Source organism: Glycomyces sp. NPDC021274, from assembly GCF_040641195.1.
In the GTDB taxonomy this organism is placed as follows: Bacteria; Actinomycetota; Actinomycetes; order Mycobacteriales; family Micromonosporaceae; genus Glycomyces.
Map to the genome: position 1 here is coordinate 175,722 of NZ_JBFADC010000010.1, position 20,869 is coordinate 196,590.

At 64.9% G+C, this 20,869-nt stretch carries 32 protein-coding genes; 1 reads left to right on the plus strand and 31 read right to left on the minus strand.

What is annotated here, in order from left to right:
* Positions 1-2: 2 nt before the first annotated feature.
* Together AB0I03_RS20830 and AB0I03_RS20835 are read right to left on the minus strand one after the other, a co-directional pair.
* Positions 3-887 carry a hypothetical protein gene (locus AB0I03_RS20830; protein WP_360415259.1) on the minus strand — a complete coding sequence of 295 codons (885 nt, stop codon included), beginning with the start codon at positions 885-887 and terminating at the stop codon, positions 3-5.
* On the minus strand, positions 884-4,066 hold the full coding sequence (locus AB0I03_RS20835; protein ID WP_360415261.1) for a tape measure protein: 3,183 nt from the start codon (positions 4,064-4,066) through the stop codon (positions 884-886). Before AB0I03_RS20835 ends, AB0I03_RS20830 begins: the two co-directional genes overlap by 4 nt.
* 67 nt (positions 4,067-4,133) lie before the next feature.
* Here AB0I03_RS20835 and AB0I03_RS20840 point away from each other — a divergent pair, with 67 nt between their 5' ends.
* Positions 4,134-4,427, plus strand: a complete 294-nt coding sequence (locus tag AB0I03_RS20840) for a hypothetical protein (protein WP_360415263.1) — start codon at positions 4,134-4,136, stop codon at positions 4,425-4,427.
* A gap of 347 nt (positions 4,428-4,774) precedes the next feature.
* Here the strand turns inward: AB0I03_RS20840 and AB0I03_RS20845 are convergent, their stop codons facing one another.
* The 29 genes from AB0I03_RS20845 to AB0I03_RS20985 all read right to left on the minus strand — a co-directional run bounded on the left by AB0I03_RS20845 (position 4,775) and on the right by AB0I03_RS20985 (position 20,867).
* Positions 4,775-5,353 carry a hypothetical protein gene (locus tag AB0I03_RS20845; protein ID WP_360415265.1) on the minus strand — a complete coding sequence of 193 codons (579 nt, stop codon included), beginning with the start codon at positions 5,351-5,353 and terminating at the stop codon, positions 4,775-4,777.
* A gap of 72 nt (positions 5,354-5,425) precedes the next feature.
* On the minus strand, positions 5,426-5,746 hold the full coding sequence (locus AB0I03_RS20850) for a hypothetical protein (protein WP_360415267.1): 321 nt from the start codon (positions 5,744-5,746) through the stop codon (positions 5,426-5,428).
* 9 nt (positions 5,747-5,755) lie between these two features.
* Complete coding sequence (locus AB0I03_RS20855; protein ID WP_360415269.1) at positions 5,756-6,262, minus strand: hypothetical protein; 507 nt, start codon at positions 6,260-6,262, stop codon at positions 5,756-5,758.
* A 42-nt stretch (positions 6,263-6,304) separates the two neighbouring features.
* Positions 6,305-6,715, minus strand: a complete 411-nt coding sequence (locus AB0I03_RS20860; RefSeq protein WP_360415271.1) for a hypothetical protein — start codon at positions 6,713-6,715, stop codon at positions 6,305-6,307.
* Entirely contained in the window at positions 6,712-7,116 is a 405-nt protein-coding gene (locus AB0I03_RS20865) for a hypothetical protein (protein WP_360415273.1), read from the minus strand. The genes AB0I03_RS20860 and AB0I03_RS20865 overlap by 4 nt, the downstream gene beginning before the upstream one ends.
* Before the next feature lie 12 nt (positions 7,117-7,128).
* Positions 7,129-7,560 (minus strand): DUF6093 family protein, encoded by a 432-nt coding sequence (locus AB0I03_RS20870; RefSeq protein WP_360415275.1) that lies wholly within the window; start codon positions 7,558-7,560, stop codon positions 7,129-7,131.
* On the minus strand, positions 7,547-7,924 hold the full coding sequence (locus AB0I03_RS20875; protein WP_360415277.1) for a hypothetical protein: 378 nt from the start codon (positions 7,922-7,924) through the stop codon (positions 7,547-7,549). Before AB0I03_RS20875 ends, AB0I03_RS20870 begins: the two co-directional genes overlap by 14 nt.
* A 12-nt stretch (positions 7,925-7,936) precedes the next feature.
* Positions 7,937-8,236 (minus strand): hypothetical protein, encoded by a 300-nt coding sequence (locus AB0I03_RS20880; protein ID WP_360415279.1) that lies wholly within the window; start codon positions 8,234-8,236, stop codon positions 7,937-7,939.
* 9 nt (positions 8,237-8,245) lie between these two features.
* Positions 8,246-9,280 (minus strand): major capsid protein, encoded by a 1,035-nt coding sequence (locus AB0I03_RS20885; protein WP_360415281.1) that lies wholly within the window; start codon positions 9,278-9,280, stop codon positions 8,246-8,248.
* 14 nt (positions 9,281-9,294) lie between these two features.
* On the minus strand, positions 9,295-9,684 hold the full coding sequence (locus tag AB0I03_RS20890; protein ID WP_360415283.1) for a head decoration protein: 390 nt from the start codon (positions 9,682-9,684) through the stop codon (positions 9,295-9,297).
* 35 nt (positions 9,685-9,719) lie between these two features.
* Complete coding sequence (locus AB0I03_RS20895) at positions 9,720-10,217, minus strand: hypothetical protein (RefSeq protein WP_360415285.1); 498 nt, start codon at positions 10,215-10,217, stop codon at positions 9,720-9,722.
* 33 nt (positions 10,218-10,250) lie between these two features.
* Complete coding sequence (locus AB0I03_RS20900; RefSeq protein WP_360415287.1) at positions 10,251-11,186, minus strand: hypothetical protein; 936 nt, start codon at positions 11,184-11,186, stop codon at positions 10,251-10,253.
* Positions 11,187-11,256: 70 nt separating this feature from the next.
* Positions 11,257-12,642, minus strand: a complete 1,386-nt coding sequence (locus tag AB0I03_RS20905; protein ID WP_360415289.1) for a phage portal protein — start codon at positions 12,640-12,642, stop codon at positions 11,257-11,259.
* A 3-nt stretch (positions 12,643-12,645) separates the two neighbouring features.
* A complete protein-coding gene (locus AB0I03_RS20910; RefSeq protein ID WP_360415291.1) occupies positions 12,646-14,280 on the minus strand; it encodes a terminase in 1,635 nt (544 codons plus the stop codon).
* Positions 14,277-14,726, minus strand: coding sequence for a hypothetical protein (locus AB0I03_RS20915; RefSeq protein ID WP_360415293.1), 450 nt, complete (start codon positions 14,724-14,726; stop codon positions 14,277-14,279). Before AB0I03_RS20915 ends, AB0I03_RS20910 begins: the two co-directional genes overlap by 4 nt.
* Positions 14,727-15,387: 661 nt before the next feature.
* Complete coding sequence (locus AB0I03_RS20920) at positions 15,388-15,555, minus strand: hypothetical protein (RefSeq protein ID WP_360415295.1); 168 nt, start codon at positions 15,553-15,555, stop codon at positions 15,388-15,390.
* Positions 15,556-15,565: 10 nt separating this feature from the next.
* On the minus strand, positions 15,566-15,859 hold the full coding sequence (locus tag AB0I03_RS20925; RefSeq protein WP_360415297.1) for a hypothetical protein: 294 nt from the start codon (positions 15,857-15,859) through the stop codon (positions 15,566-15,568).
* Positions 15,856-16,149: a hypothetical protein gene (locus AB0I03_RS20930; protein WP_360415299.1), complete on the minus strand. Its 294-nt coding sequence runs from the start codon at positions 16,147-16,149 to the stop codon at positions 15,856-15,858. The genes AB0I03_RS20925 and AB0I03_RS20930 overlap by 4 nt, the downstream gene beginning before the upstream one ends.
* A 136-nt stretch (positions 16,150-16,285) precedes the next feature.
* Positions 16,286-16,636, minus strand: coding sequence for a hypothetical protein (locus tag AB0I03_RS20935; protein WP_360415301.1), 351 nt, complete (start codon positions 16,634-16,636; stop codon positions 16,286-16,288).
* A 38-nt stretch (positions 16,637-16,674) separates the two neighbouring features.
* Positions 16,675-16,863, minus strand: a complete 189-nt coding sequence (locus AB0I03_RS20940; protein ID WP_360415303.1) for a hypothetical protein — start codon at positions 16,861-16,863, stop codon at positions 16,675-16,677.
* A complete protein-coding gene (locus tag AB0I03_RS20945; protein ID WP_360415305.1) occupies positions 16,860-17,411 on the minus strand; it encodes a DUF6221 family protein in 552 nt (183 codons plus the stop codon). The genes AB0I03_RS20940 and AB0I03_RS20945 overlap by 4 nt, the downstream gene beginning before the upstream one ends.
* Entirely contained in the window at positions 17,408-17,944 is a 537-nt protein-coding gene (locus tag AB0I03_RS20950) for a hypothetical protein (protein WP_360415307.1), read from the minus strand. The genes AB0I03_RS20945 and AB0I03_RS20950 overlap by 4 nt, the downstream gene beginning before the upstream one ends.
* Positions 17,941-18,306, minus strand: coding sequence for a hypothetical protein (locus AB0I03_RS20955; protein WP_360415309.1), 366 nt, complete (start codon positions 18,304-18,306; stop codon positions 17,941-17,943). The genes AB0I03_RS20950 and AB0I03_RS20955 overlap by 4 nt, the downstream gene beginning before the upstream one ends.
* A 35-nt stretch (positions 18,307-18,341) precedes the next feature.
* Positions 18,342-19,160, minus strand: a complete 819-nt coding sequence (locus AB0I03_RS20960; RefSeq protein WP_360415311.1) for a hypothetical protein — start codon at positions 19,158-19,160, stop codon at positions 18,342-18,344.
* Positions 19,121-19,330 (minus strand): hypothetical protein, encoded by a 210-nt coding sequence (locus AB0I03_RS20965; RefSeq protein WP_360415313.1) that lies wholly within the window; start codon positions 19,328-19,330, stop codon positions 19,121-19,123. The genes AB0I03_RS20960 and AB0I03_RS20965 overlap by 40 nt, the downstream gene beginning before the upstream one ends.
* Complete coding sequence (locus AB0I03_RS20970) at positions 19,327-19,542, minus strand: hypothetical protein (protein ID WP_360415315.1); 216 nt, start codon at positions 19,540-19,542, stop codon at positions 19,327-19,329. The genes AB0I03_RS20965 and AB0I03_RS20970 overlap by 4 nt, the downstream gene beginning before the upstream one ends.
* Positions 19,539-20,105: a hypothetical protein gene (locus AB0I03_RS20975; RefSeq protein ID WP_360415317.1), complete on the minus strand. Its 567-nt coding sequence runs from the start codon at positions 20,103-20,105 to the stop codon at positions 19,539-19,541. The genes AB0I03_RS20970 and AB0I03_RS20975 overlap by 4 nt, the downstream gene beginning before the upstream one ends.
* Positions 20,102-20,458: a hypothetical protein gene (locus tag AB0I03_RS20980; RefSeq protein ID WP_360415319.1), complete on the minus strand. Its 357-nt coding sequence runs from the start codon at positions 20,456-20,458 to the stop codon at positions 20,102-20,104. The genes AB0I03_RS20975 and AB0I03_RS20980 overlap by 4 nt, the downstream gene beginning before the upstream one ends.
* Positions 20,451-20,867, minus strand: a complete 417-nt coding sequence (locus tag AB0I03_RS20985) for a hypothetical protein (protein WP_360415321.1) — start codon at positions 20,865-20,867, stop codon at positions 20,451-20,453. Before AB0I03_RS20985 ends, AB0I03_RS20980 begins: the two co-directional genes overlap by 8 nt.
* Positions 20,868-20,869 lie beyond the last annotated feature (2 nt).

Below are 20,869 nucleotides of genomic sequence, written 5' to 3' on the forward strand. Positions count from 1 at the left end.
GGTCAACCCGCAAAAATGTGCTCGACGATGACCACACCAGACGCGCCATTGCCGCCAGCGGTCGCCGACTGCGACGCCACCGCCGCAGACCCACCACCGCCACCGCCATACAACCGGCCACCACTACCCGCACTCGTGCCCGACGTCGCCGCGCCCGCTCGGCCCCCATGCCCCAGAGCACTCGACCCGCCGTTACCGCCCTCCACCAGCGCCGCCGACGCCAAACACCGCCCGTTCCCGCCAGCCTCGCCAGGGATCCCGACATCACCGACTGTCGTCGGCGTCGCCCCCGACGACATCACCACACCAGCCGACGACGACGCCGACGACGTAGAGCCTCCGGTACCGCCCGTTGCCGACGCCCACGGCGACCCCGACGACCCGAAACGCGACAGGCCCCCGGCGCCGCCGGCGCCACCCGACACTGCAACGCCACCAGCCCCCACCACGACTTCCTCGGTCGCGCCCAGCGACGCCGCGTCGACCCAGTGGATCGCGCAGGCGCCGCCCATACCGCCGGCGCCCATGCTTGCCTGGCTGGCACCGGTCGCAGCCGACCCTCCGCCTGCGCCGCCGCCGCCGACTACGGTCACCCGGACCGCCACGAGCCCGTCGGGCTTACTCCACGTGCCGCTTGACGTGAAAAAGTCCACTTTGTCCTCCAGACTGGTCTGCGTGACCCGGTAATGGTTTTCCACATCAGGCGAGAACTCGTAGTCGCTCAGGCCAGCGGTGCCAGCCACGACCGGTAGCCCGACCCCGCCTCGCACCGGAAACCACGCCAACAAGTTCGTTGACCGCTCGACCTTGACGGTGCCGTTCGGGACACTGGATATCGCAACCAGCACTCGAGCAAGATCGCCGTTGTACGACAAGTTGACCGTCACCGTGACCTCCCCGTCCCCATCTGGACCCGGCGCTTCAAGTCACGGTCGTGATCCTCGAACTCGAGACGAATCCGCTGCGTAATGCCCCTGCCTAGATCGATCACTGCCGTCGCCGTCAACGCACCCATGCCCATGGAGACAGGTGCAGCAATCCCCATCGCCGAACCCGATTGCGCGAACTGCGTCTGGCTGCCTAGTGACGCCGCCCGGAGCGCTTCGACACCGTCATGTCCACCCATGGCCTGCACCTCGGCAGTCGTCAGCACATGCTCGCCCGGCGTCAACATCGCCGGCACCACGTCACCCGCACCAGAAGGACCGCCAACACGACCGCCCTTCGAATACGGGATCAGAGTCCCGCCGCGGGGAAGAAACTCACGCCAGTCCCCGTTCGACGTGTAGTCGAACGAGATCGTCACCGTCCGCTGGATCGACGCCAGCCAGTCCTTGACTCGTTTCGCCTGGTTGATGACCGTGTCAACGCCGCTGACGCTGACCTCGGCCGGGTATTCATCGCTGAATTCCAGGCCGGCGTCCCGAGCCTCACCGAAAGCCGACTCGATTGCCTCGGTCGACATGTTGGTCTGCTGGGCAGTCATCTGGATGGCTTGCTCGTACGAGTAGCCCTTCGCCATCAGATCGTCCAAATAGGCTTTCATCTGGACTGTGGCTCGAGCCTGGGATTCAGCCATGCCCGAGTAGACGAGGGCGTTAGTGACCATCATCTGACCGTTCGAGGTCGAGATGTCCGCGTTCATGTCCTGGATGGTGGAGCTGAATTCTTCACCGGAGGCCTTGGCGTTCTCGAACTGCTCTTGCAGCCATTCGATGCCTTCGGCGCTGATCCCCATCGCCTCAGCCATAGCAATCATTTCCGGCGGCAGGCTGCTCGTCACTTCGGCGAGTTCACCTGCGGCAGAGGCAGCTTCGAACTGCGCCTCCAGGTAGGCGAGCATTGCCTCACGGGCCTCGTCCGATGTGGCACCGTGCTCGCTCACGGCCTCCTGATACGACCGCTCCGCTTCCTCCAAGTCACGAGTGGCCTGGATCGCGGCAAACGTCGGATCAGTACGTGCCCGGATCTCGTCCGCCAACTCCTTGAGGGACAGGCGGGCCCGGTCGGTCGAAGCCGCAAGTTCGTCCTGCGCACCCGCGAGCTCCTCAGTGGCACCAGTGGCACCTTGAATTCCAGCCTTCTGCCGGTCCGCTTCCGCCCGGTACTGCGGCAGCAGCTGCAGCAGCGCCTCAACTTCCTGCCCCTCAAGGTCGTAAGCCGCGGCAAGGTCGTTCAACAGATCATCGGCATCCTGCCCGCCGGCCACCAGCTGCGCCATCGCCGCATCGAGGTTCCGGAAAGAGGTCTCGGCTGCATCGTTTTCGGCGATGGTGACGTTCAGCCCGTGCTCCCAGTCGTACCAAGCCTCAGTGGCAATCATCAGCGACCGGTTGAACTCATCCGCAGCATCGGCTCCGGACCCGAACATCATCTCCAGGCCGGCGGTCATCCGGCCGGTCTCGGACAGGAACTGAAGGTCCTTGGCCAGTCCGGAGACGTCGATGGAGTTGATCTCCTCGAGCTTTTCCACGGTGTCGTCGACACCGTCGAGAAGCGCGTTGATTCCCAGCAGCACTGCACCAGTTACGATCCCGGCGATTGCGAACTTCGCTTTTCCTGCGGCATCGGCAAGGCCGACGAAGCTTGCAGCAAGCGACAAGGCCCCAAACGTCTTTACCTGCACGGCGAGGGTCTTAACTGCGAGAGAGACACCGATGATCGTCGCTGCCGCGGCAAGCGCCGGGGTTGGGATCTCGCTGATCATGCTCGCCAGGACACCGATGAACTCCGCGGCGGGTTGGACCACGCTCAGGATCAGTGTGATCGCGGGCATGAGCGCAGACAGGAGGCTGCCGGCGGCGCTGACGCCCGAGGAACCGACCGCCGCGACCTGAATCACTAGGTCCGCCAGGATAGGCAGCAGCGGTGCGGCGGTGACAACGAGGTCGATGAGTGCATCACGAAATTCGGGACTGGCGGCGGCTGCAGCAATCAGGCCGATCGTCAGCGGGCTCACCGCACCGGCAAGTCCGCCCATGCCGACAGCCGACAAAGCCGAAGCGGAACCGGCGGCGACCGCGGCGGCACCGAACCCCGCGAGAGCTGCACCACCTTCGCCGAGGTTATCTAGGAGCTGCACCAGGTCGACGTCGCCGAGCGCCTCGTCGAGAGCTTGAAGAGACGCAGTAATGGCATCGAAGGCAGGGTCAGCACGAGCCTCGAGGAATTCCACCGCCGGCCCGAGGGCTGCTTCGAATGATCGGAGGGCGTCAGCTACTTCATTGGCCCATTCGACTGCGGCACCGCCACCAGCGGGGTCGATGAAAGGCTCGGCCAGAATCGATCCGATGTCGCGCGTGGCACCTTTGATCCGGTCAAACGCGCCGACCCAGGTCTCACGGAGTCCCTCGGCGGCGCCGGCGTAGTTCGACTGCATCTGCTGCATGAGCGTGTCGATGAAGCCCATGGCGTCGACGGTCCCGGAGGAGATCGAGTCCCGCACTTCAGCGGCGGTCATGCCCCACGCTTCGCCGACGAGTCCGGCGGCGTTGATTCCTCGGACGCCGAGCTCGTTGAGGTCCTCCGCGGTGACTTTGCCGACCGAGGAGATCTTGGACAGGATCAGCACGACTTCTTCGATGGACTGCGCGGACCCGCCGACAGCGACCACACCATCCTGCAGGGCCGAGAAGATCGGGATCACGTCTTCAGCGGCGACACCGAAACCGATCAGCTGCTGCTGCGCCTGAATCCACAACTGCCGAGGAAACGGCGAGGAACGGGCAAACTCGGTGAGTTCCTCCATTTGCGCGGCCGCGGCCTCCGCAGACCCCATGAGAGTCTCAAGTGCGGAACCTGCAGTCTGCTGCAGGACGTTGTAGGCGGCACCGGTCGCGAACGCTGACGCGCCCCACGAGGCGAGCGCCGCAGTGCCGATACCGGCAGTGGCCGTGATGGTCTGGCCCAGGTCTCGGCTGACGCCAGCGAGCGCCTGCATGGTCGTGATCGGCTTCGCCGCCGAGGCCGCGATCCCGTTGACACTCTGGCCAGCGCGGCGAGCGTTCTGGATGAAATCGCCAACAATCAGGTTCAACCTGACTGACATGGAACGGTCGGCGGCCATCCGTTACCCCCAGACTGCTCGCTGTGATGCACACTGGAGGCGAAGCCCCTCGATGTATGGAGTTGTCATGAGCGATCAGCGGGATGCCGCAACCACCCGGTCAACGTTGATAGTGCTGCGCACCGCGACCGCGGTACTGGCCGTATGTGCCCTGCTTGTCGGCCTGGTCATGTCGAATTCGGACCCGGACTCTCCAGGAAGCAACGGGGTGCTCGCCGCGGGTCTCGTACTCGGCGTTGTGGCCGCTGGCCTGGCAGTCGCTACCGGCGCGTTCCGCAAGTTGAGTGTCGGCAGTGCGATCGTCCTAGTCCTCGTCGTGGTGCTTGTCGGCCTGGTCTTGATCGATCTGACCAATGGGTAACGCCAGCGGGTCCCACGGTCGCAAGGGCTGATCCTTCGGGCGAGTGTCGATCAGGAACGTCTTCCGCTCCGGCCGGTACTCCCGCTCTCCCTCGTTGCCTCGGTGCAGCTCAGCGCACCCTTGACAGGTCGCGTCGTGGAACTCGTAGTAACCCTCGGAGTCCGGGTTCCACGCTTCGTGCTTGGGCTGACCGCAACCAGGGCAGCGCATGTCCTCAGACATCACGTAAGCGACCGACAGGACCCGGTCGACGAACGACCAAACCGGCTCCGTACCCCTCAACAACACGAGCGGAGGAACACCCCACGCCTTCGCTGCTTTGAGGGACGCAGCTATATGGCTCCACCTCAGGTCGAGGAGGAGCTGCGCGACAAAGGGGCCTGCACCGCCGGCGCCGAGCTCGTCATCTCCCGGTACCGGTCGGCGAGCTCCATGAGGGAAGACTCCCCACACCGTTCGCGAATCTTCTCGAGCCGCTGCCACCCAAAGCCTTCAGCGCCCATCGGGATTTCTCTGCCGTCAGCGGTCTCAACCTTGATGATCGAGTCGGCGATCTCCACCAGCGTGAGCGTCATGTGGTACCTGCCAGGGTCCGCTTTGGCGTCCAGACCGAGTTCCTTCGTGGCCTCGTCACGGATCTTCCGCCGATGGTCCGCGGTACGGTCCTGCATGGTCACCACCAGCATGGACTCGTAGAATTGCCGGTTGATGTTGTCGAGCTCCGACTGGATCTGCTCGGGCCCGCGGTAGTCGATACCGCGGTCCTCGGCGCGAACCCTCTTCGCCAGGCGCAGTTCGTCCTCGAGCCGCTGCCGGTCATCCAGCAGGTCGCCTCGTTGGGCGATGCGGGCAACCGTGGTCATCCCAGTGGTGCCGTCGATCCAAGCGTCCAAGTCGAGGTCGCTCAGGGCAGGCTGGTCAGTCATTGTGTTCTCCCAGGTCCCCAGGTTGTGGTGGTCCCGCCGTGCAGCACCTGGGAGGCTGCACGGCGGGGGTTTCTAGACCGTGACCTCGAGGTCCACGGCGGCGGTCGTGTCGGACGAGAGAATGTCCACGTATCCGTCAGTCGGGTTCCGGTAGACGCCGGAGGCGAGAAAGTAGCGGACTTCCGAAGCCGGGATGGCCTCCACACGGTCGGGAACGGCGAGGTCGCCGTCGACTTCCTGGTGGGTGGTCATCGTGAAGTTGATCGACCCGGCAGTGCCGTTGGTGATGCGGATGCGCGAACCGACCGGCACCTTGTCTCCACCGGGGGAGGGAGTGCGGACGGTCGGCGTAAGGCCCGTGGTGGACACGGACTCGGGCGTGATGATGGCCATCAGGTCCTCCTAGGCCGCGACGAGAGCACGGGTCGTTGCGGATCCCTGCTTGAGCATGGGCACGGTCGCCTTCAAATAACCGGTGCCGGTGCCGCCGTTGACCTGCGCTTCGTCTGCCATCAGCTTGTACACCTCGACCTGCTGGCCGGCGGCGTACGCGGTGTCTCTCGGGAATCCGAGGCGGCGAACGAAGTAGCCGACGTCCTTGTAGTCCAGCCACTGGAGAACGTCGTCGGTCTCCCACGCGAGGAGGGCGTCGTCCCACTCCCGGAAGAGCTCGAAACGGCCCATGTAGTTCTGCATCGTCGGAGCATCGACGTTCGCGGTCTCGCACACGGCCCGCTCCGACGTGGTGTCGGAAGCGTCCATGCGGACCTCGTAGGTCGACACCATGAGGCAGGTCAGGTCCCTGCCGGCGGCAAGCTCGGCGAGCGTGGGGGCAGTGATGGTGGCGATTCCGTCGACACCCGGCACCCACGTGAGCCGAGTGACGCCCTGGTCCACGAGTCGTGGCACAGCTGTCTCCTGTCGTTGTGCCCCTCGCAGGGCGTCGGTTGCTTACTGCTGCTCGGCGAGCAGTTCGTACCGGTCCATCAGGACGACGACACGCCTCGAAAGGACCTGCTCGTCACGTCGGGCCGGAAGTGAGAGGGGGAGTTGGATCTGGCCGCACGCCCATTCGGGAATGAAGGGCCGGGTCCCGAGAATGTGGGTCCGGACTTTCTCGGCCATCCATTCGGCCATGTCCCGCCGGGGGGCCACGAAGTTCAACTGCCAGCGGAACAACCCGCCGGTGAATTGTCCGCAGACGCTGCCGCCCTGGGGTGTACCGATGTCGGGCCAGTAGACGGCGTACCGTTCCGGGATCTGTTCGGCCTCGGTGTTCTCATCCGGGGCCCCGGAGTCGAACACGGTGATCGTGGGGATCGGTGCCCGAATCAGCGCCAGGATCGCGTCTGGGACGGTCATCGGCTGCGCCCATCAGGCCAGCGGGCAAGGTTGTTCGCAGCCCGGTCGATAATCGACTCGACCCGGTCGTCGAACGCCGGATTCAAGTGCGGAAACGGCGGAGCGTTCACGGAGCCCCATTCGATGCCAAGCCCCATGCCGCCCTGCGGTTTACCGGTCTCGGGTCCGACGATCATCGACACCATCCCCGCGGAACGCTCCACTTCAGCGGTGATGGACCGCGGGTAGTGGGGTAGATAGGTTCCAGAGGTCTGCCCCCGGAGGATGTCCCTTGCTTGGAACGTCACCCACTGGCCGCCGCGCTCCGCTGCGTCTTCCACAGCGTCGTAGGCGTTCTCACCGAGACGAGCGATCGCCGCGGCAGTCTCGGAGACGTTGACCAGCTGAAACCGATACTGCATCGCGGCCTCCGATCAGTCGGTGATCTCGTCCACGAGGAGACGTTGCGCCGTCGCCAAAGACTTGTGGTGCAGGCCAGCGATCCGATAGGAGCGGCCCACCAGCTGCGCGTCAGCGGAAGCGGTGATGATCGTGGCGGTGTCGCCGACCTTGAAAGCCCCCGCACCGATCGGCAGGTGCAGGTGGTACCGCTGCTCCGTGAACACGTGGTCGCCGGATTCACGAGTGGACTCGTGCGGCTCATAGGTCTGGATCTTGCAGCGTCCGTCCAAGGGCGCTGTCGCTGCAGGAAGCGGGTACACGGTCTCCGTAGGTGCTGGGGCGGGCAATCCCGTCTCCGGGTCGATCTCGCCCTCGGGTCCTGTCACCCGGGTAACCGTGCAGGTGTCGAGCATGATGGCCTCGGCCGCGGCACGGCCTTCGGCGAGCAGGTCAAGGACAGTCATCGGCCAGAATCCGGATCGAGAACGCGCCCTTCAAACCAGCGGCCCGGCGGATACGCCGCTGCTCGTCCAGCGTCGGCTCGAACGGGGCGACCGTCTCCGACGCGTACGTGAGCGTCTGCGTGTAGTCGTCGATGGTCTCCTGCCGCGACCTGAGACCAGATGCATTGGTGTACATGCGTTTCGCCATGTCCAACGCGACAGAGAAGAACTTCGCCTCCCCGGCGTTGTCGAACCGGGTCTGACCGACCAGGTTGATGATCTCGGCGCGAACTTTCTCCTCGATCACCGTATAGGTCACGTCAGGGATCGACGCGGGATCGACCTGGAGGTAGGCGGCCAACTGGTCTTTCGTGAACAGCGCCATGGCCGCCTACCCCTACTCGTCGATGACGCCGGCCTCGGCCAGCGCTTGGATGATGTCGTCCCGCTTGTCCCCGTCATCGACGTGGACACCGTGGTCCTGGGCGTACTTCTCCCAGGCATCTCGGCCGGATCCGGCGCCCGCGCGAGGCGGTTCACCGGACTCCTCGAGATCCTCGACGCCGTCGTCTTCCCAGACGTCCGGGTTGCCGATGAGCGCAGCGGTCTTCGCGTCGACCTGAGAGCCGCGGTTGAGAACCACGGTCCTGCCGGTCTCCGGGTCATGAACATGGACAGTGATGGCGAGTGTGCGCATGAGTGCCTCCTACTGGACGTCGGCGACCATGAGCCGGTTCGGGTCGGTCAGGATCGGCATGCCCACACCGGTGACTTTGGTCCAGGTGCGGACCGGGTCGCCTTCCTTCATGACCACGCCGACCAGGCCGGGGGCGTCGGAGAACTCCAGGGACGGGTTGCCCAGTCCGGCGAGCTCCAGCGCCTCGGCGGTGATGCCCCACGCGGTGTAGCCCAGCGTGCCGGGGTCCTGCGGGAGCATGATGAACCGGTCCGCGGGGATCACCCGGGTGTCCACGTCATCGACCGACACCTGCGTGTCGTACTCGACGATGGTGGGCAGGCTGTGCGCCTGCAGGACCGTATTCAGCTGCTGGCGGGTCACGATGCTCGGGACCCCTGCGAGGGAGCCCGCGAGTTCGCGGATGTCCGCGTTGCGCAGCAGGTTGCCGACCACGGCGCGCGAGGTGATCGCCACGGCGGGCGGTTCACCGTTCAAGGCCGTGTAGGTGTCGACCCACGAGATCAGGTCCGCGAGCGGCGTCGCCGTCGCCACCGTCGACCACGGGGTGGCCGGAGCAACGAGGTTCCCCGCGGGGACGCCCCAGTCCGCTTCCAGCGTGAGCCCGTTCTCGTCGGTCAGGGTGAACTTGCCGTCCACGAGGACGTCACCACGGGCGAGCTCCATACGGGCCCGCACGGCACGGGTGTTGATCTCGGCGTCGTCGAAGATCGCGTCGACCAGGGCCGGGTTGGCGTCGCCGCCGTTGCGCAGCGCCTCGAGCTTCAGCCGCTCGTACTCGCCGATGACGGTCTTCTGGCCCAGCGGGGGAAGCTCGACTTCCTTGCGGGTCATGCCGTCGCGCTGCCCGATCGGAGTCTCCGCATCATAGGTGCGGAACTTCGCGGTCCGGTTCTTCCGGGTCACCGAGTCGATGCGAGCCGAGATGTCCGCGAACGTGCGGTCCGGCAGGAACCGGTTCAGGATCTGATTCGCCGGCTGCGGCACTTCGCGAACGAACGCGGTCAGCTCAGCGGCCTCGACGATGTCGTTGATGATAGGCATCAGTCATTCCCTCTCTATCGGACCACGATCCGGCCGGCCAGTTCGACACCGGCGGCGGCGTCGTAACCGGAGTCGGCCGGAAGTTTGTCCTCGATGACCATGCCGTGCTCGAGCAGCGGCGCGCCGAGGTCGGCGGTGCCGTTGACGGTGGTGGAGTTGAACAGGAAACCCGCGGCGGTCTGTCGACCATCGGCCGCGGCGTTGTCGTAGGGCCCGTACAGGCCCGAAGCGGTGATGCGGCCGAGCACGACACCGGAGGGGATGAACCCGTCCGGGTAGTGGGTCGCTTCGGTGAACGCGCTGACGTCGAGTGTGACGGTGCGCGTGGCCTCGGTACCGTGAGCCGACCCCAGCCAGGAGCGGTTCTCGACACCGTAGGTGGTGGTGCGGACGGAAATGTCCACGGTTCCTCCTTGTGGTATCCCCGCCCGGACGGGGGTTAGTTACCGGGACCGAACCGTGCCTTCGCGCGCGCCGAACCTCGGGACCATGCGTCCTTCGGCATTGACGGCCGCGCGCCCTGCGACGGGTCGGGCTTCTGCTGCTGGGCAACGACCTTCTCGCCCTGGAGGGCAACCAGTCGTTCCGCCTGCTTGGTGATGGACTCCTCGTCGGAGCCGGTCAGGAAGACCTCGGCGTCCTCATCGGAGATGCCGTGCCGTGTGGCGATCCGGTACCGCATTGCCTCGGTTTCGGCCTTCGTGGCCTTCGCTTCGAGTTCTGCAAGTCGTTCCGTCGCACGGTCGAGTTCAGTCTTCTGCTTGTCCTCGAGCTCCTTGAACTTCTCAGCAGCAGGCTTCAGCTGCTCGAGCTGTTCATTGAGTTCTCTGATCTGCCGCTCGGCCTCCTTGCGGGCGTCGCGCTCCGCGTTCAGGGCCTTCAATCCGCCCTCACCAAGGGCTTCGCCAACAGGTTCAATTACAGGTTCCTCAGCCATCGCGGCCTCTCACGTAACCGGCATCGCACCGGGTCAGTAGATGTATCCATGCAACCGAAGAAGACGGATTGCGTGGTCTTGGTCCTTCGCTATGGCGTATATCGACTCAGGCATCAGCCTGGGCGCTTTGCCACCGCCAGGAAGTTTGATCGCATCGCCGGAGAACGTCACGAACGTGGGCTGTCCGAAAACGTCCACGGTCTGCAGTCGCCGCCGCTGACTGGTCCGGGACACCGCCTGGTTGATGTCGATCCCCGTTTCGCGGGCTTTGATCTTGTCCCGCTTCGAAGGTGCCGCCGACGACATGCCTGCGGCTTTCCGTCTGGCGTTCACGACCTGCCCGACGTCCGCGCCGTCACGGATCGCTTGCGCGCCGGCTTTCGTGAACACCCGGTCTTGCTCCGCTACAGGCAGCGACGCGAAGTAGTCCTTCGGGCTGGTGCGCCTCGCGAAACCCTTCGTCTGCGTTGACGGCAGCGAAATACAGTCGCATCCGGGGTGGCGCTTGAACGAGGTGTTCCATGCCCTGTCATCACCGGCGAGGATCACGCACCTCGAGCAGCTCGGGGGCGTCAACACCCGCACATAATGCGAGACTCGGCGAGTAGACCCAGCGATGGAATCCGCTCCTCGGAACGCGTCCGCGACCTGCGTGCGCGTGATCATCTCCAGTGACGCGTAACCGATCTGCATCGCCCTGCTCAGGGTCGAACCGGTTGAAAGAGCCGTCAGCGTGGAAACCACCGGCTGCATCAGCAGCGAATCCAATGGCCGCCCATCCGAGGCGACACCGACCAGGCCGAACGGGTTGATGAGTCCCTCAGTGGGTTTGAGGATGTCCTGCTGGTCCAGTGCCGCCGCAATGTAGTCGCCAGCGGTCTGACCGGCAATGAACTGCGCCCCGGTCAGAACCGTGATCAGTCTGGGCATGGCCAACAGCCACGAACTGTTGACCTGGGAGGTGTTCAACCCCCGCCAGAGCCTGCGGGCCTCCGAAACAGCTGCTTTAGAGGTGCGCTTAAGGAGGCTGACGCGTTCCCTACTCGACCGTAGGAGCGTCATCAGCCAGACCCACGCTTTGCGCCGCGGACACCTGCAGGGTCCGGCCGATCTGCGCCACCGGGTCGCGCTCGAGCGCCTCGGCGTCCTCGTCTTCCATTAGCGAGATCTCCGTGTCGGTGTAGCCGACATCCCGGCGAGTCTGCCGGAGCGTGGAGATCCCTTGCGAGTACAACTTCACGGCCGCATCGGCCTTCTGAGCAACCGTAGGTGTCGACGCGTCACGCCAGATCGTCTCCAGGCGCCGCAGATCCGCATCGTTGCTCTCGATTTTCGCCATGGTGCACGCGATCCGCATGACCTGCTCCCACGAGCCCCCGAGGATGCGCTGCTTCCGCTCGACCCGCTTCACCAGCTGTGCCTCAGACGATCTGATCGCATCAGCGGAAGCGGGGTTCGACCCGGCGAACTGCATGTAGTAAGGGGGCAGGGCCAGCATCTGCGAGGCGACCTGCGCGAGCATTTTGATCGTCTCGTGGAAGTTCGCGAGGCTCGCCTCAGGGAACTGCACCACGGACGCTTCATCCTTAGTCCGCTCGGTCGCCCACTCACGGCCAGCGACGCGATCCCACACCGGGATCGGGTTCCCGTTCTCGTCAATGAAGTCGTCCTCCGACATGCCGAACCAGGCCCGGCGCGGCATGGCGTGGAACTCACCGGAGATCATCATGTCCGTCGCCATCTTGTTCGCGGCGTCGGCGATCGGAATGACATCAGCGAGTTCGGAAGTGCCGCGGGGCTTCAACATTCGGGGCCGGTTCACCAGCGGCACTACGGAGCAGAACCCCCGGTTATGCAGCGTCTCGTCCTCGAGGGACCACTTGCCGCCCTGGTAGACGTAGAACCGGTCCACCATGGGCGTGTACAGGGTTGACCAGAGGTTGTCCTCGTCGTCCGTCCACCGCTTCAACCCAGCGGTCACCTTCCGGGTGCGCGGGTCGTGGTGAGTGATCACCTGCAGTGGGTGCTCCACCGTGACGATCGGAGTTTCAGGGTCGTCCTCGTTCGGGCCGACGATCGCATAGGAGCGCTTCAGGATCAGCGACTCCAGGTGCGCCTGCTGCGACACCTCATCGAGGTCGTTCGCCTGCCAGATCCCCCACAGCCGGTCGTCTGATTTCGCCTGATTCGGAAACCGGAAGCCTTCGACATCGAGACGGTTCTCGTAGGCGTCAACGCCCATCCTCGGCCAGTTGATCACCAGCTGCGTGACCCGGTCGCCGAACTCCTCCTGCAGGGCGGGCGCCATGTACTTCAGCGGCTGTTCGCCCTCGTAGTACCGGTTGAGCTTCCTCATCTCGGCGTGCTCGGCAGCGAGCTGCCCCGACAGGTACTCGACCATCTCGACAGGGGTGCGTTCAGGCACGGTTCACCCCCGTCTGACGATCATCTTCGAGCTGCGTCGCTGCCAACCGCCCCTTGCGAGGGCATCCAATCGGGCTTGCCAGCTCAAGCAGCCGGCCATGGCCAAGTCGATGTAGTGCTCCGAGTCCGGACGCTCCTTGTAGATCGTCCAGAGCGGCGTGTCGTCGTCGTCCAGGAAGCGGACGTTGGATTTTCGGGCGTTCGCGATGTGCCGTGTGAACATGTCGTCGCCGTTGTGGGTGACCTCGCCCGAGATCATCGCGGTCCGGTAGGCGCGCATCGCTTGCCCGATCTGCCTGGGGCGGTTGGTGTACCACTCCATGACCCGCTTCGACCCGTACTTGCCCGCCCAACGGGCGACGTTCGACTCGAACCGGGGAGGGTCGTTGTAGGAGAGGACCACCCGGTAGGTGTCCATGGCCTCCTCGAAGGCACCGTCCACCTGCTCGTCAGTGACTTCCCAGTCCTCTTCGCCCGGAGGCCGCTCCCACGCGGCGATCGGCCATTGCAGGCCGGTCTCCATGTGGGTACCGATGAGCGCGCAGGCGTCCCGCCAGCGCGCCCCGTCGAACCCGACCGCAATCGGCTCCTTCGGGAGGATCACCGCGCCGAGATTCGCCAATCCGCCCGCCTCGATCGGCATTTTCCAGCGTTCGGGGTCGAACGCCTGCCTCGAGGAAGCCACCCACCGGTTCAACCACACGCGCTCGAAGTAGGAGCGGTCCGTGTCGTCCTGGTGGTACAGGGACATGATCGAGTCGATGTCCGACCACTTCGCTACCGCCGGCCCCGACGCCTCGACGATCGCCGCCCGCAAACCCTCATCAGTCGCAAGATCATGCGAGGGCGAGGCTTCGCGGTGGAAGTAGAACAGCTGCGGGTCCTTCGCCTTCCCGGCGTGGATCTTCTCCGCGTAGTCCTTCTCCGACTCCGCAACGCTTCCCTCACCAGGAACGCCCGCGGTCGTCGTCGACAAACTCCAAGGGTCAGCGATGGGTCGCTTCGGGATGTTCTGCAACATCGTCTGATGCGCATCGATCAGCTTCGGCGACGTCATCCGGTGCGGCTCATCGAAATGCTGAAATGTCGTACGCGCACCATCACGAGAGTTCGGCGCCGCTGCGAGAGCAACAGCCTTCCCGTCACCGTTCCAACGCCGGATGCGCTCCAAGCCGGCATCGAACAGATCAGTGTCCGGGCCCTCAGTCACCATCACGAGGAGAGCCGCGTACGCGAGCTCCTCGGTCTGCTCCTCGGTGTAGGCCACCATCGGGATGTACGGGTCCCTGACCGGCCGGCCCACAGGGTTCCCGTTGGCGTCGAACCCGTCGCAGCGAACCGGCGCCTCAGGGTGCAGCTCGACGAACGCGAACCACGCCGCCTTCTCCGTCTTCGCCGTCCCCTTGCGCAACGAGATACAGACACGCTTGAACCTGCGCCTGCCCGCCTTCGGATGCCCCTGGGGGAACACCTCATACGCCCGGTAGATCAATGCCCGCGTCTCGTCATCGATCACCGCCGGCTCGCCACGAAGGTCACCAGGACCGAACGTGCAACGCTCCTCGATCAGATCGCAGATCTGCGGGCCCAAAGTCGGCCACGGTTCAACATCAAGCGCCGGGACAATCAGCCCGGTCACTGCACCGCCTGAAGCAGACTCCGCGGATCAACCGCCTCATCCCGCTCCTCCTGGGCCGCCTTCTTCGCCGCGGCCTTGCGTTTCTGCGACCGCTCCTCCGCGTCCTCGCCGCGCTCGATCTCCCACTGCAGCCGGCGCCGGTCGATCGGCGTCAAACCGAAGCACTGCCGCTGGAGACGAATCTCCGCAGACAAGCTCGCCCGGACAGAAGCCTTGTCCGCCATCCAGAAGTCGTCCACCAGCACAGCCAGAGCAAACAAGCCATGCTGGTCCGAATCGTCAAACTCAGGCGCCATCGGCGACGCCCAAATGTCCGCCCACCACGACGTGGTCTGCGGGTGCCACTCGCGGGTGCCAGGAAGCTCAGGCGCCTCGACATCGTGCACCAGACTCAGGGTCGCCCTGGTTGCTGACCTGTTTCGACGGGCCGGGTTGTTCTTCGGCATCTGAGGCATCGCGCCTCCTTGCGTTAGGGAGCGGATCGCCCGCCCCACTCCTAGTTACACAGAGTCACGAAAAAGTCTGGAGATCCGTACGCAGAGAAATCAACCTCCCCCGCGGTCCCCGACGCATGGGGGATTGGGGGTAACCCCCCCACCTTCGTCACTGTGAGTGACGGCAGGTCGATTGGTGATCAGGGTGTTGAGCGTCGAGTTCGTTCGCTTCCTGTGGTGCGTTCGAATGATCTGTGAGCGTGTGGCCTTGAGGCTCAGGTTGGGCTCTGGTTCCAGCCGCCTGGTTGGTTGACTGCTGTCTGCCATCCGTGGCAAGAGGCACAGAGTCCTCGGCCGTGGGTGGGGTCGTTGGGGTCTAGCCGTTCGGCTATGAGTTGGCGCCTGTCTTTGGGCCAGTGGTCAGCGACGGTGGAGGGATGGGTGCACTGTGCGCCCTGGTGTGCTGGGTGGTTTGGTGTGCACTTGCAGGTGGGGTCTCGTCTGAGTACTGCTGCCCTGAACCTGATCTGGTGCAGGCTGCCGTAGCCGCGTTGTCGTGCGGTGCCTCGCTTGGCTTCGGCTTGTCGCTGGTGTTGCTGGCATCTGCCTTGCCCTGCTGGTACTGGTTCGGGGCATCCGGGGGTGGGGCAGGGGTGCATGGCGCGGGGCATGGCTAGGGGTTGCTGTGTATGGGGCAGGCGTCGTGTCCCTCGGGTTGTGTGCACCACGGGCAGGGATCATCCTGGTTGAGGTGGGCGCGGATGCGCTTCGCTTCCTCGTAGTCGGCTAGGGCCTTGGGCTTGATGACGTGTTCACCGGTGGTCAGCTTGGGGTTGTCCATGCTGGCCTCCTCAGTCCTCGTGTTCGAGGTCAGCGTCTTGGAGGGCGCGCCAGTGGGTGACGAGCCATCGTGCACCGCCTACGGCCATGGGGAGGGCTTCGATGGTGGGTCCGCAGAGGCAGTGCTCCTCTTGGTGGTAGTCGAGTTCGTCGGTGGGGATGGACTGCTCGGCGTGCCTGTAGCGGATGCCGTCGAGCGCCCGGTCAGCGTGGTGGAGTGCGATTGCGGCGAGGGCGTCGAGGATCCGGAGTGGTTCGGGGAGGCGGTTCCTGGGGGCGTCTGGTGGCCGCTGGTCGGGGTTCATGCGGTTGTTGCTTCAGGGAGCCGCCAGTTGGCCCACTTGGGGTCCTTGCGGTGTGAGCGTTTCCGGTTGTGGCGGGTTTCGAATTCAGCGCGGCGGATCTGGGCCCATTCGTAGCGGGGGGTCTTGTGCGGGCCGCCGTGGTCGATCAGGGTGAGGCGTTCGGGTTCGCCTTGGGCGTTGATCCAGCCTCTGCGGGGCCTGGTGTCGGCCCAGGAGGCGACGGTGGATCGGGGTAGGCCGAGGTACCCGGCTGCGTCGGAGATGGTGATGAGTCCGCCACTGGAGTCCATTGCAGCCTCCTCCGGATATGACTGAAGCCCCACACGAGGCGGGGCTTCAGGAGTCGTTTTTAGGGCGCACAGAACTACAGGCTCCGATTATCGCACGGAAACCGCAGGTCGACAAGGGGCCCTTCAGTCATGGTCGTCACTCGGGTTCGCTTGGAGCCGTCTTGGACAGTTCGGCGATGCCTCGCTTGAGTTCGTCGTCGCCGATGAATCCGTTGTTGTGGCGCTGCATCAGCTCGTCGACCTTCTGCGCCAGGGTCGGTTCGGCCTCTGGTTCTTCGTCTCGGACGAACTGGATGATCTTCTCGAAGATGTCGGCGGGGATGTCAACGCCGTGGTGTTTCTTGCCGTAGCCGTCGCGGTCGAGTTCCCACCAGTCGATGCTGACGGTGGTGTGGTCGCCGCCGGGTGAACCGGACTTCGTGGAGACACGGACCTTCTGGCGGGTCCGGTAGACGAACTCGAACTCTCTGCTGTCTTCCCAAGGCATCAGACGGCCCATTCCTCTCGGTACTCCTGGTTCATGGTCTATGCCTTGCGGTTGCCGACGACGGCGGCAGCGAAGGCAGCGAAAAGCGCCACGACGAGCATCAAGAATCGGCCGCCGGAATCGTTGTGCCAGGTGTCAGTGACGGGTTCGGGCCCGAAGGTGACGAGGAGCCAGAACACGCCTAGGACGGCGGCGAACCGAGTGGCACCCCACAGCGCATCGGTCATGTCGTGCTCCATTCGGGTTGGTAGTCGCGGTGGTTGGAGTAGGCGGAGGCGAGGTCACGAAGGATAGGGCAGCGCTCCGGCAGGTGCTGGCGGATCCACTCCTCCGCGAACAGTTGGCAGGCGGCCCGACTTTCCTTCGGCACGATGCCGGAGTCAGCTAGTGCCGGGCCGTCGAACCCGTCCGTGATGGAGGCACTGACGGTGTTGTCGGGCCAGTAGTTCGCGAAGAACCCTGTGCCGCTGAGCACCCAGTCGCCGCCGCAATCGGGCTTCCACTCCGGAAGCGTCACCTTCGACTCGCGCTCGACGATGGCCCGCTTGGCGGTGACCTCACGGAGGACACGGGCCGGGTCATGCTCGGCAATGAACCGAGCCGTGTTGCGCTGCTGGTTGCTGCTCAACGCGAACGCCCGGCACACCTCAATGTCATCAACGGCGATCACTTCGTCGTGCTCGGCGTTGAGGTGCCACGGGCTCGGCGACGCCTGAAGCGCTCGCTCCTCGTCCTCTCGCAGCCTTGATTCGAGGAACTCGGTCAAGGTGGTCACGGCTGCTCCCAGGTGAAGTGAGGCTCGTCGGGTATTGACCCGATCCAGCGTTGCGGGACGTGCTTGTACAGGCATTTCACAGCGTCCTCCTGCTCAGGAGTCCACCCATAGAGCCCGAACCACGTGATCCAGCCGTCACCATGCCGGAACTGGATTCCGGTGGCCTCGACCGTAAACCGATAACTGGCGGGCATGCCGAACGCGTCGGTGACTGCGAGGTGGAGTCTGCGGGCCTCCTCTTCCGCCTCCCTCAGTTCTCTCTCGGTCATCCACTCGTTGAACGCCGCAGGACCATCAACCACCAGCCCGCTCAGGGTCTCCTTGTCGAGAAACACGCCACCGTCAGGGCTGAGGATGTGGTCGACCGAGTGGGTGTCTTCCTCGCACCCTCGGAACGCGAAGTAGAACGCCTCACCCGGGCCATCGAAGGACCGGGTGTGCGATTGGCCGTGCCGCCAGAACACCGCAGTCCACGACGGTTCGGTGGGGTTCAGGTCGGCCCTGGTCGTTCCTGGGGGAAGCGTGGGACTCACGACTCCTCCTCGTCCGGCACGGGGGCTTCGTTGCGGAAGACGCCCTCGGCGGGCTCCACGATGATGTCCAGCAACGGTCCGACATTCGGCCTTGGCTCGCCGTAGGGCCACGCGGCCGACAGGTACGCGGCGTGGCTCCACTGGCGCATGACGACTTCGAACATGCCGTCACGCTTCGTGTGCCGGTCCCGCAGGCCGATGATGTCTCCGACGACGGGAGGATGCGCCGTGTGGATGCGTCCGTCTGACTCTCGACCATCGACCCAGATGCGTTCGTAGTGGAACTGTCCGTGCTCCGCTGGTTCCCGGACGCTGAACGCGCACATGGCAAACAGGGCGGATTCGGTGCGCTCGCTGGTCATGCCTAATCCTATCTCGAATGTAGCGTTTCCGCTGGTCAGGCGGCCTGTGATTCGGTGCTGATGCGTGCGATCTCCACAGCGACAAGGTCCGCGAACGGACCGGAATACTGGCTGCAGGCTGTGCACACCGTCTGGCCTTCCAGCCGGACGAGGGCGATCTGCCCGCACCGTTTGCACGGCGTCGCCGGGACCGGCTCAGGGTCACGCGACCTCACGTTGCCGTTCAGGGCGTGCAGCCTCCCGACAAGCTGCCGGAGTTCGAGGGCGTTCGACCCGATCGAGTCCGGGAGGCGGTCGCAAGCCCAATGCACCCGCAGCCACAACCAGTCCGTCAGGGACGCAACGGTGGGGGCGGGCCGGTCCTCCTTCAACCCCCGGCTCCTGCGGACTTCCAGCCACTCGGAGACGATCGCGTCGAGGACGACGACAGCCGGCGCCGACCCGACCTGATCAGAGACGTTCGCGCGGATCGGCTCGGCGGCGTGCAGGCTGAGGGACAGCTGCTGGTCCAGGACATCAACCCTCGCGCCTAGAGGCGCCTCCTTCGACCCGCTGATCCGCTCCGATGATCCACCGCCCGGGGTGGGGTCCAGGAGCGGCCATTGTTCGGCGATGTCGACGAGGTGCCCGCGCATCCGCTCACGGCACGAGTTGCACACGAATTCTTGCTCGTAGTTGACGGGTTCCTGGTTGTAGGACGGGCACACGGCGCACAGCCGCTCTTGGGCGATCCGTTCTTGGGTGGTCATGGTTCCCCCGTGGTCGAGTTGTGGACGATCGATGGTGCCAGGACGGGTCGTGCATTCGTTTGCGTCTACACGCTGCCGGTCCTGGTGGCGGTCCGGCAGGCGCACGTCTTGGGTTTGTCGTTTCGCTGTCCGCAACGGCCGCACTCGAACTCTTCGTACTGGAGCCCGCAGCCGCGGCAGGTCTTGAGATAGCGGCGCTCGGGGTCGGCCATCTCGGTGGTCTCGCGTTCCTCAAGCCCGAAATGCGGGCACGCCCACTGGTCTTCGGTGGTCACTTGAACTCCTCGAGATCGATGTTGCGAAGGACTTCCAGCTCCACCGGGCCGTGGAAAACCACGATCCAGCGGTCGCCCATGACGGACTTGATCCGGTCGAAGTCTTCGGGTTCGACGGAGTCACCGACGTTGGAGAACACCAGGACATCGTCCGGCTGGAGGTGGTGGACGGTGGCCCGGTCAAGGATGCGGTCGAATTCTTCGCTGCTCACGTGCGTTCTCCTTCGATGTCGTCGAGGCTGATCTGGGTGACCTCGGCGGGCTGGTCGCCGTACGCGCCTTGGATGTGTATGACGGTCCCGTGCGGCCCGGGGAGCATTGCCTCGCCCGGGCTGAGTTGCGCTGGGACGGAGTCGCCGACCAATCGACCTGGACCCTTGACAGGTCCGCAGGTCGCGAGCCGCCGCGGCTCCTCGGTCCACAGGACCTTCCCCTCAGCGACAGTGGCGATGACGGTTGCTTCCTGCCCGCCGGGGAGCGTGACGGTCTCGGGCGGGGTGTTGTCGACCTTGTTGTCAGCGAGGTACAGGCATGCCCCGTCAGGTTCCGTGACGCGCTTGGCGATCACCTGGTTGCCGAGCTCGTAGAACGCCCCGCAGGCGCCGCATTCGACGTTGTACGCGAAGTACCCGTCGCCGTGGACGTTCGCCCCGCACTGGCACATGAAGTCCATGCACACGTCGGTGCCCTTCCATTGGATGAACATGGAGGCGTCGGAGCCTTCGGGTCGGGTAAACGGGTGCTCCCCGCCGAACTGGCCGTCTTCAGTGCTCACTGCTGGTTCCCTTCGGTGTGGGCTCGGCGTGCGAGGTCGTGGATGCTGGCGTCCGGGTTGGCCTTGGCGAGTCCGGGCGGGATGCCCCACTGGGCAAGGGAGATCGCGCGTTCCAGGTCGCCGCCAGCGGCATCGAGGAGTTCAGCGCGTTCGGTCGGGTCGGGGAGGACGGTCGCGAACGTGTCGACCATCCGCAGGTGCTCGACCGCCTGGTGGAGCTCCTGGCGGACCTTCTCGCTGAATCGCTGGAACCTCAGTTCGGTGCTGGCGTTGCGCAGGACCGCGTAACGCTCATCGAGGTTCTCGCCCTCGCCGGCGTCGATGCGGCCCAGGACCGCGTCAGGATCAGTCACCGGAAGTCCCCTCAGGCAGGTTGAGTGACTTGCTGAGGGCTTTGGTCAGGTCAGCGATGGACTGCGCGGCATCGTGGACCCGGTCGAGCTCTTCCAGGACTTTCCCGCGAGAGTGCGTGAATCTGGTGTCGGTCGGGTTGGTGTCCCAGCCTTCGCTGATGCGGCGCAGCTTCGACTCGCAGTCCCCAGCGAGGACGTTGAGCTGGACGCTCAGTGCTCGGTCCCCTTCGACGCCGTTGCGGATCGCCTCGGCCTGCTTGGCAATGATGCCGGTTGCGACCTTGGCGACGACGGTTTCCGCCATGAGGGCACCGATCTCGGTCTTTGCTTTGCGCAGCTGTTCGGATGTGGCGTCTTGCTGTTTCGCGCCGAAGAACATCTCGGCAACGTCAACGAAGTCGTCCGTCATGT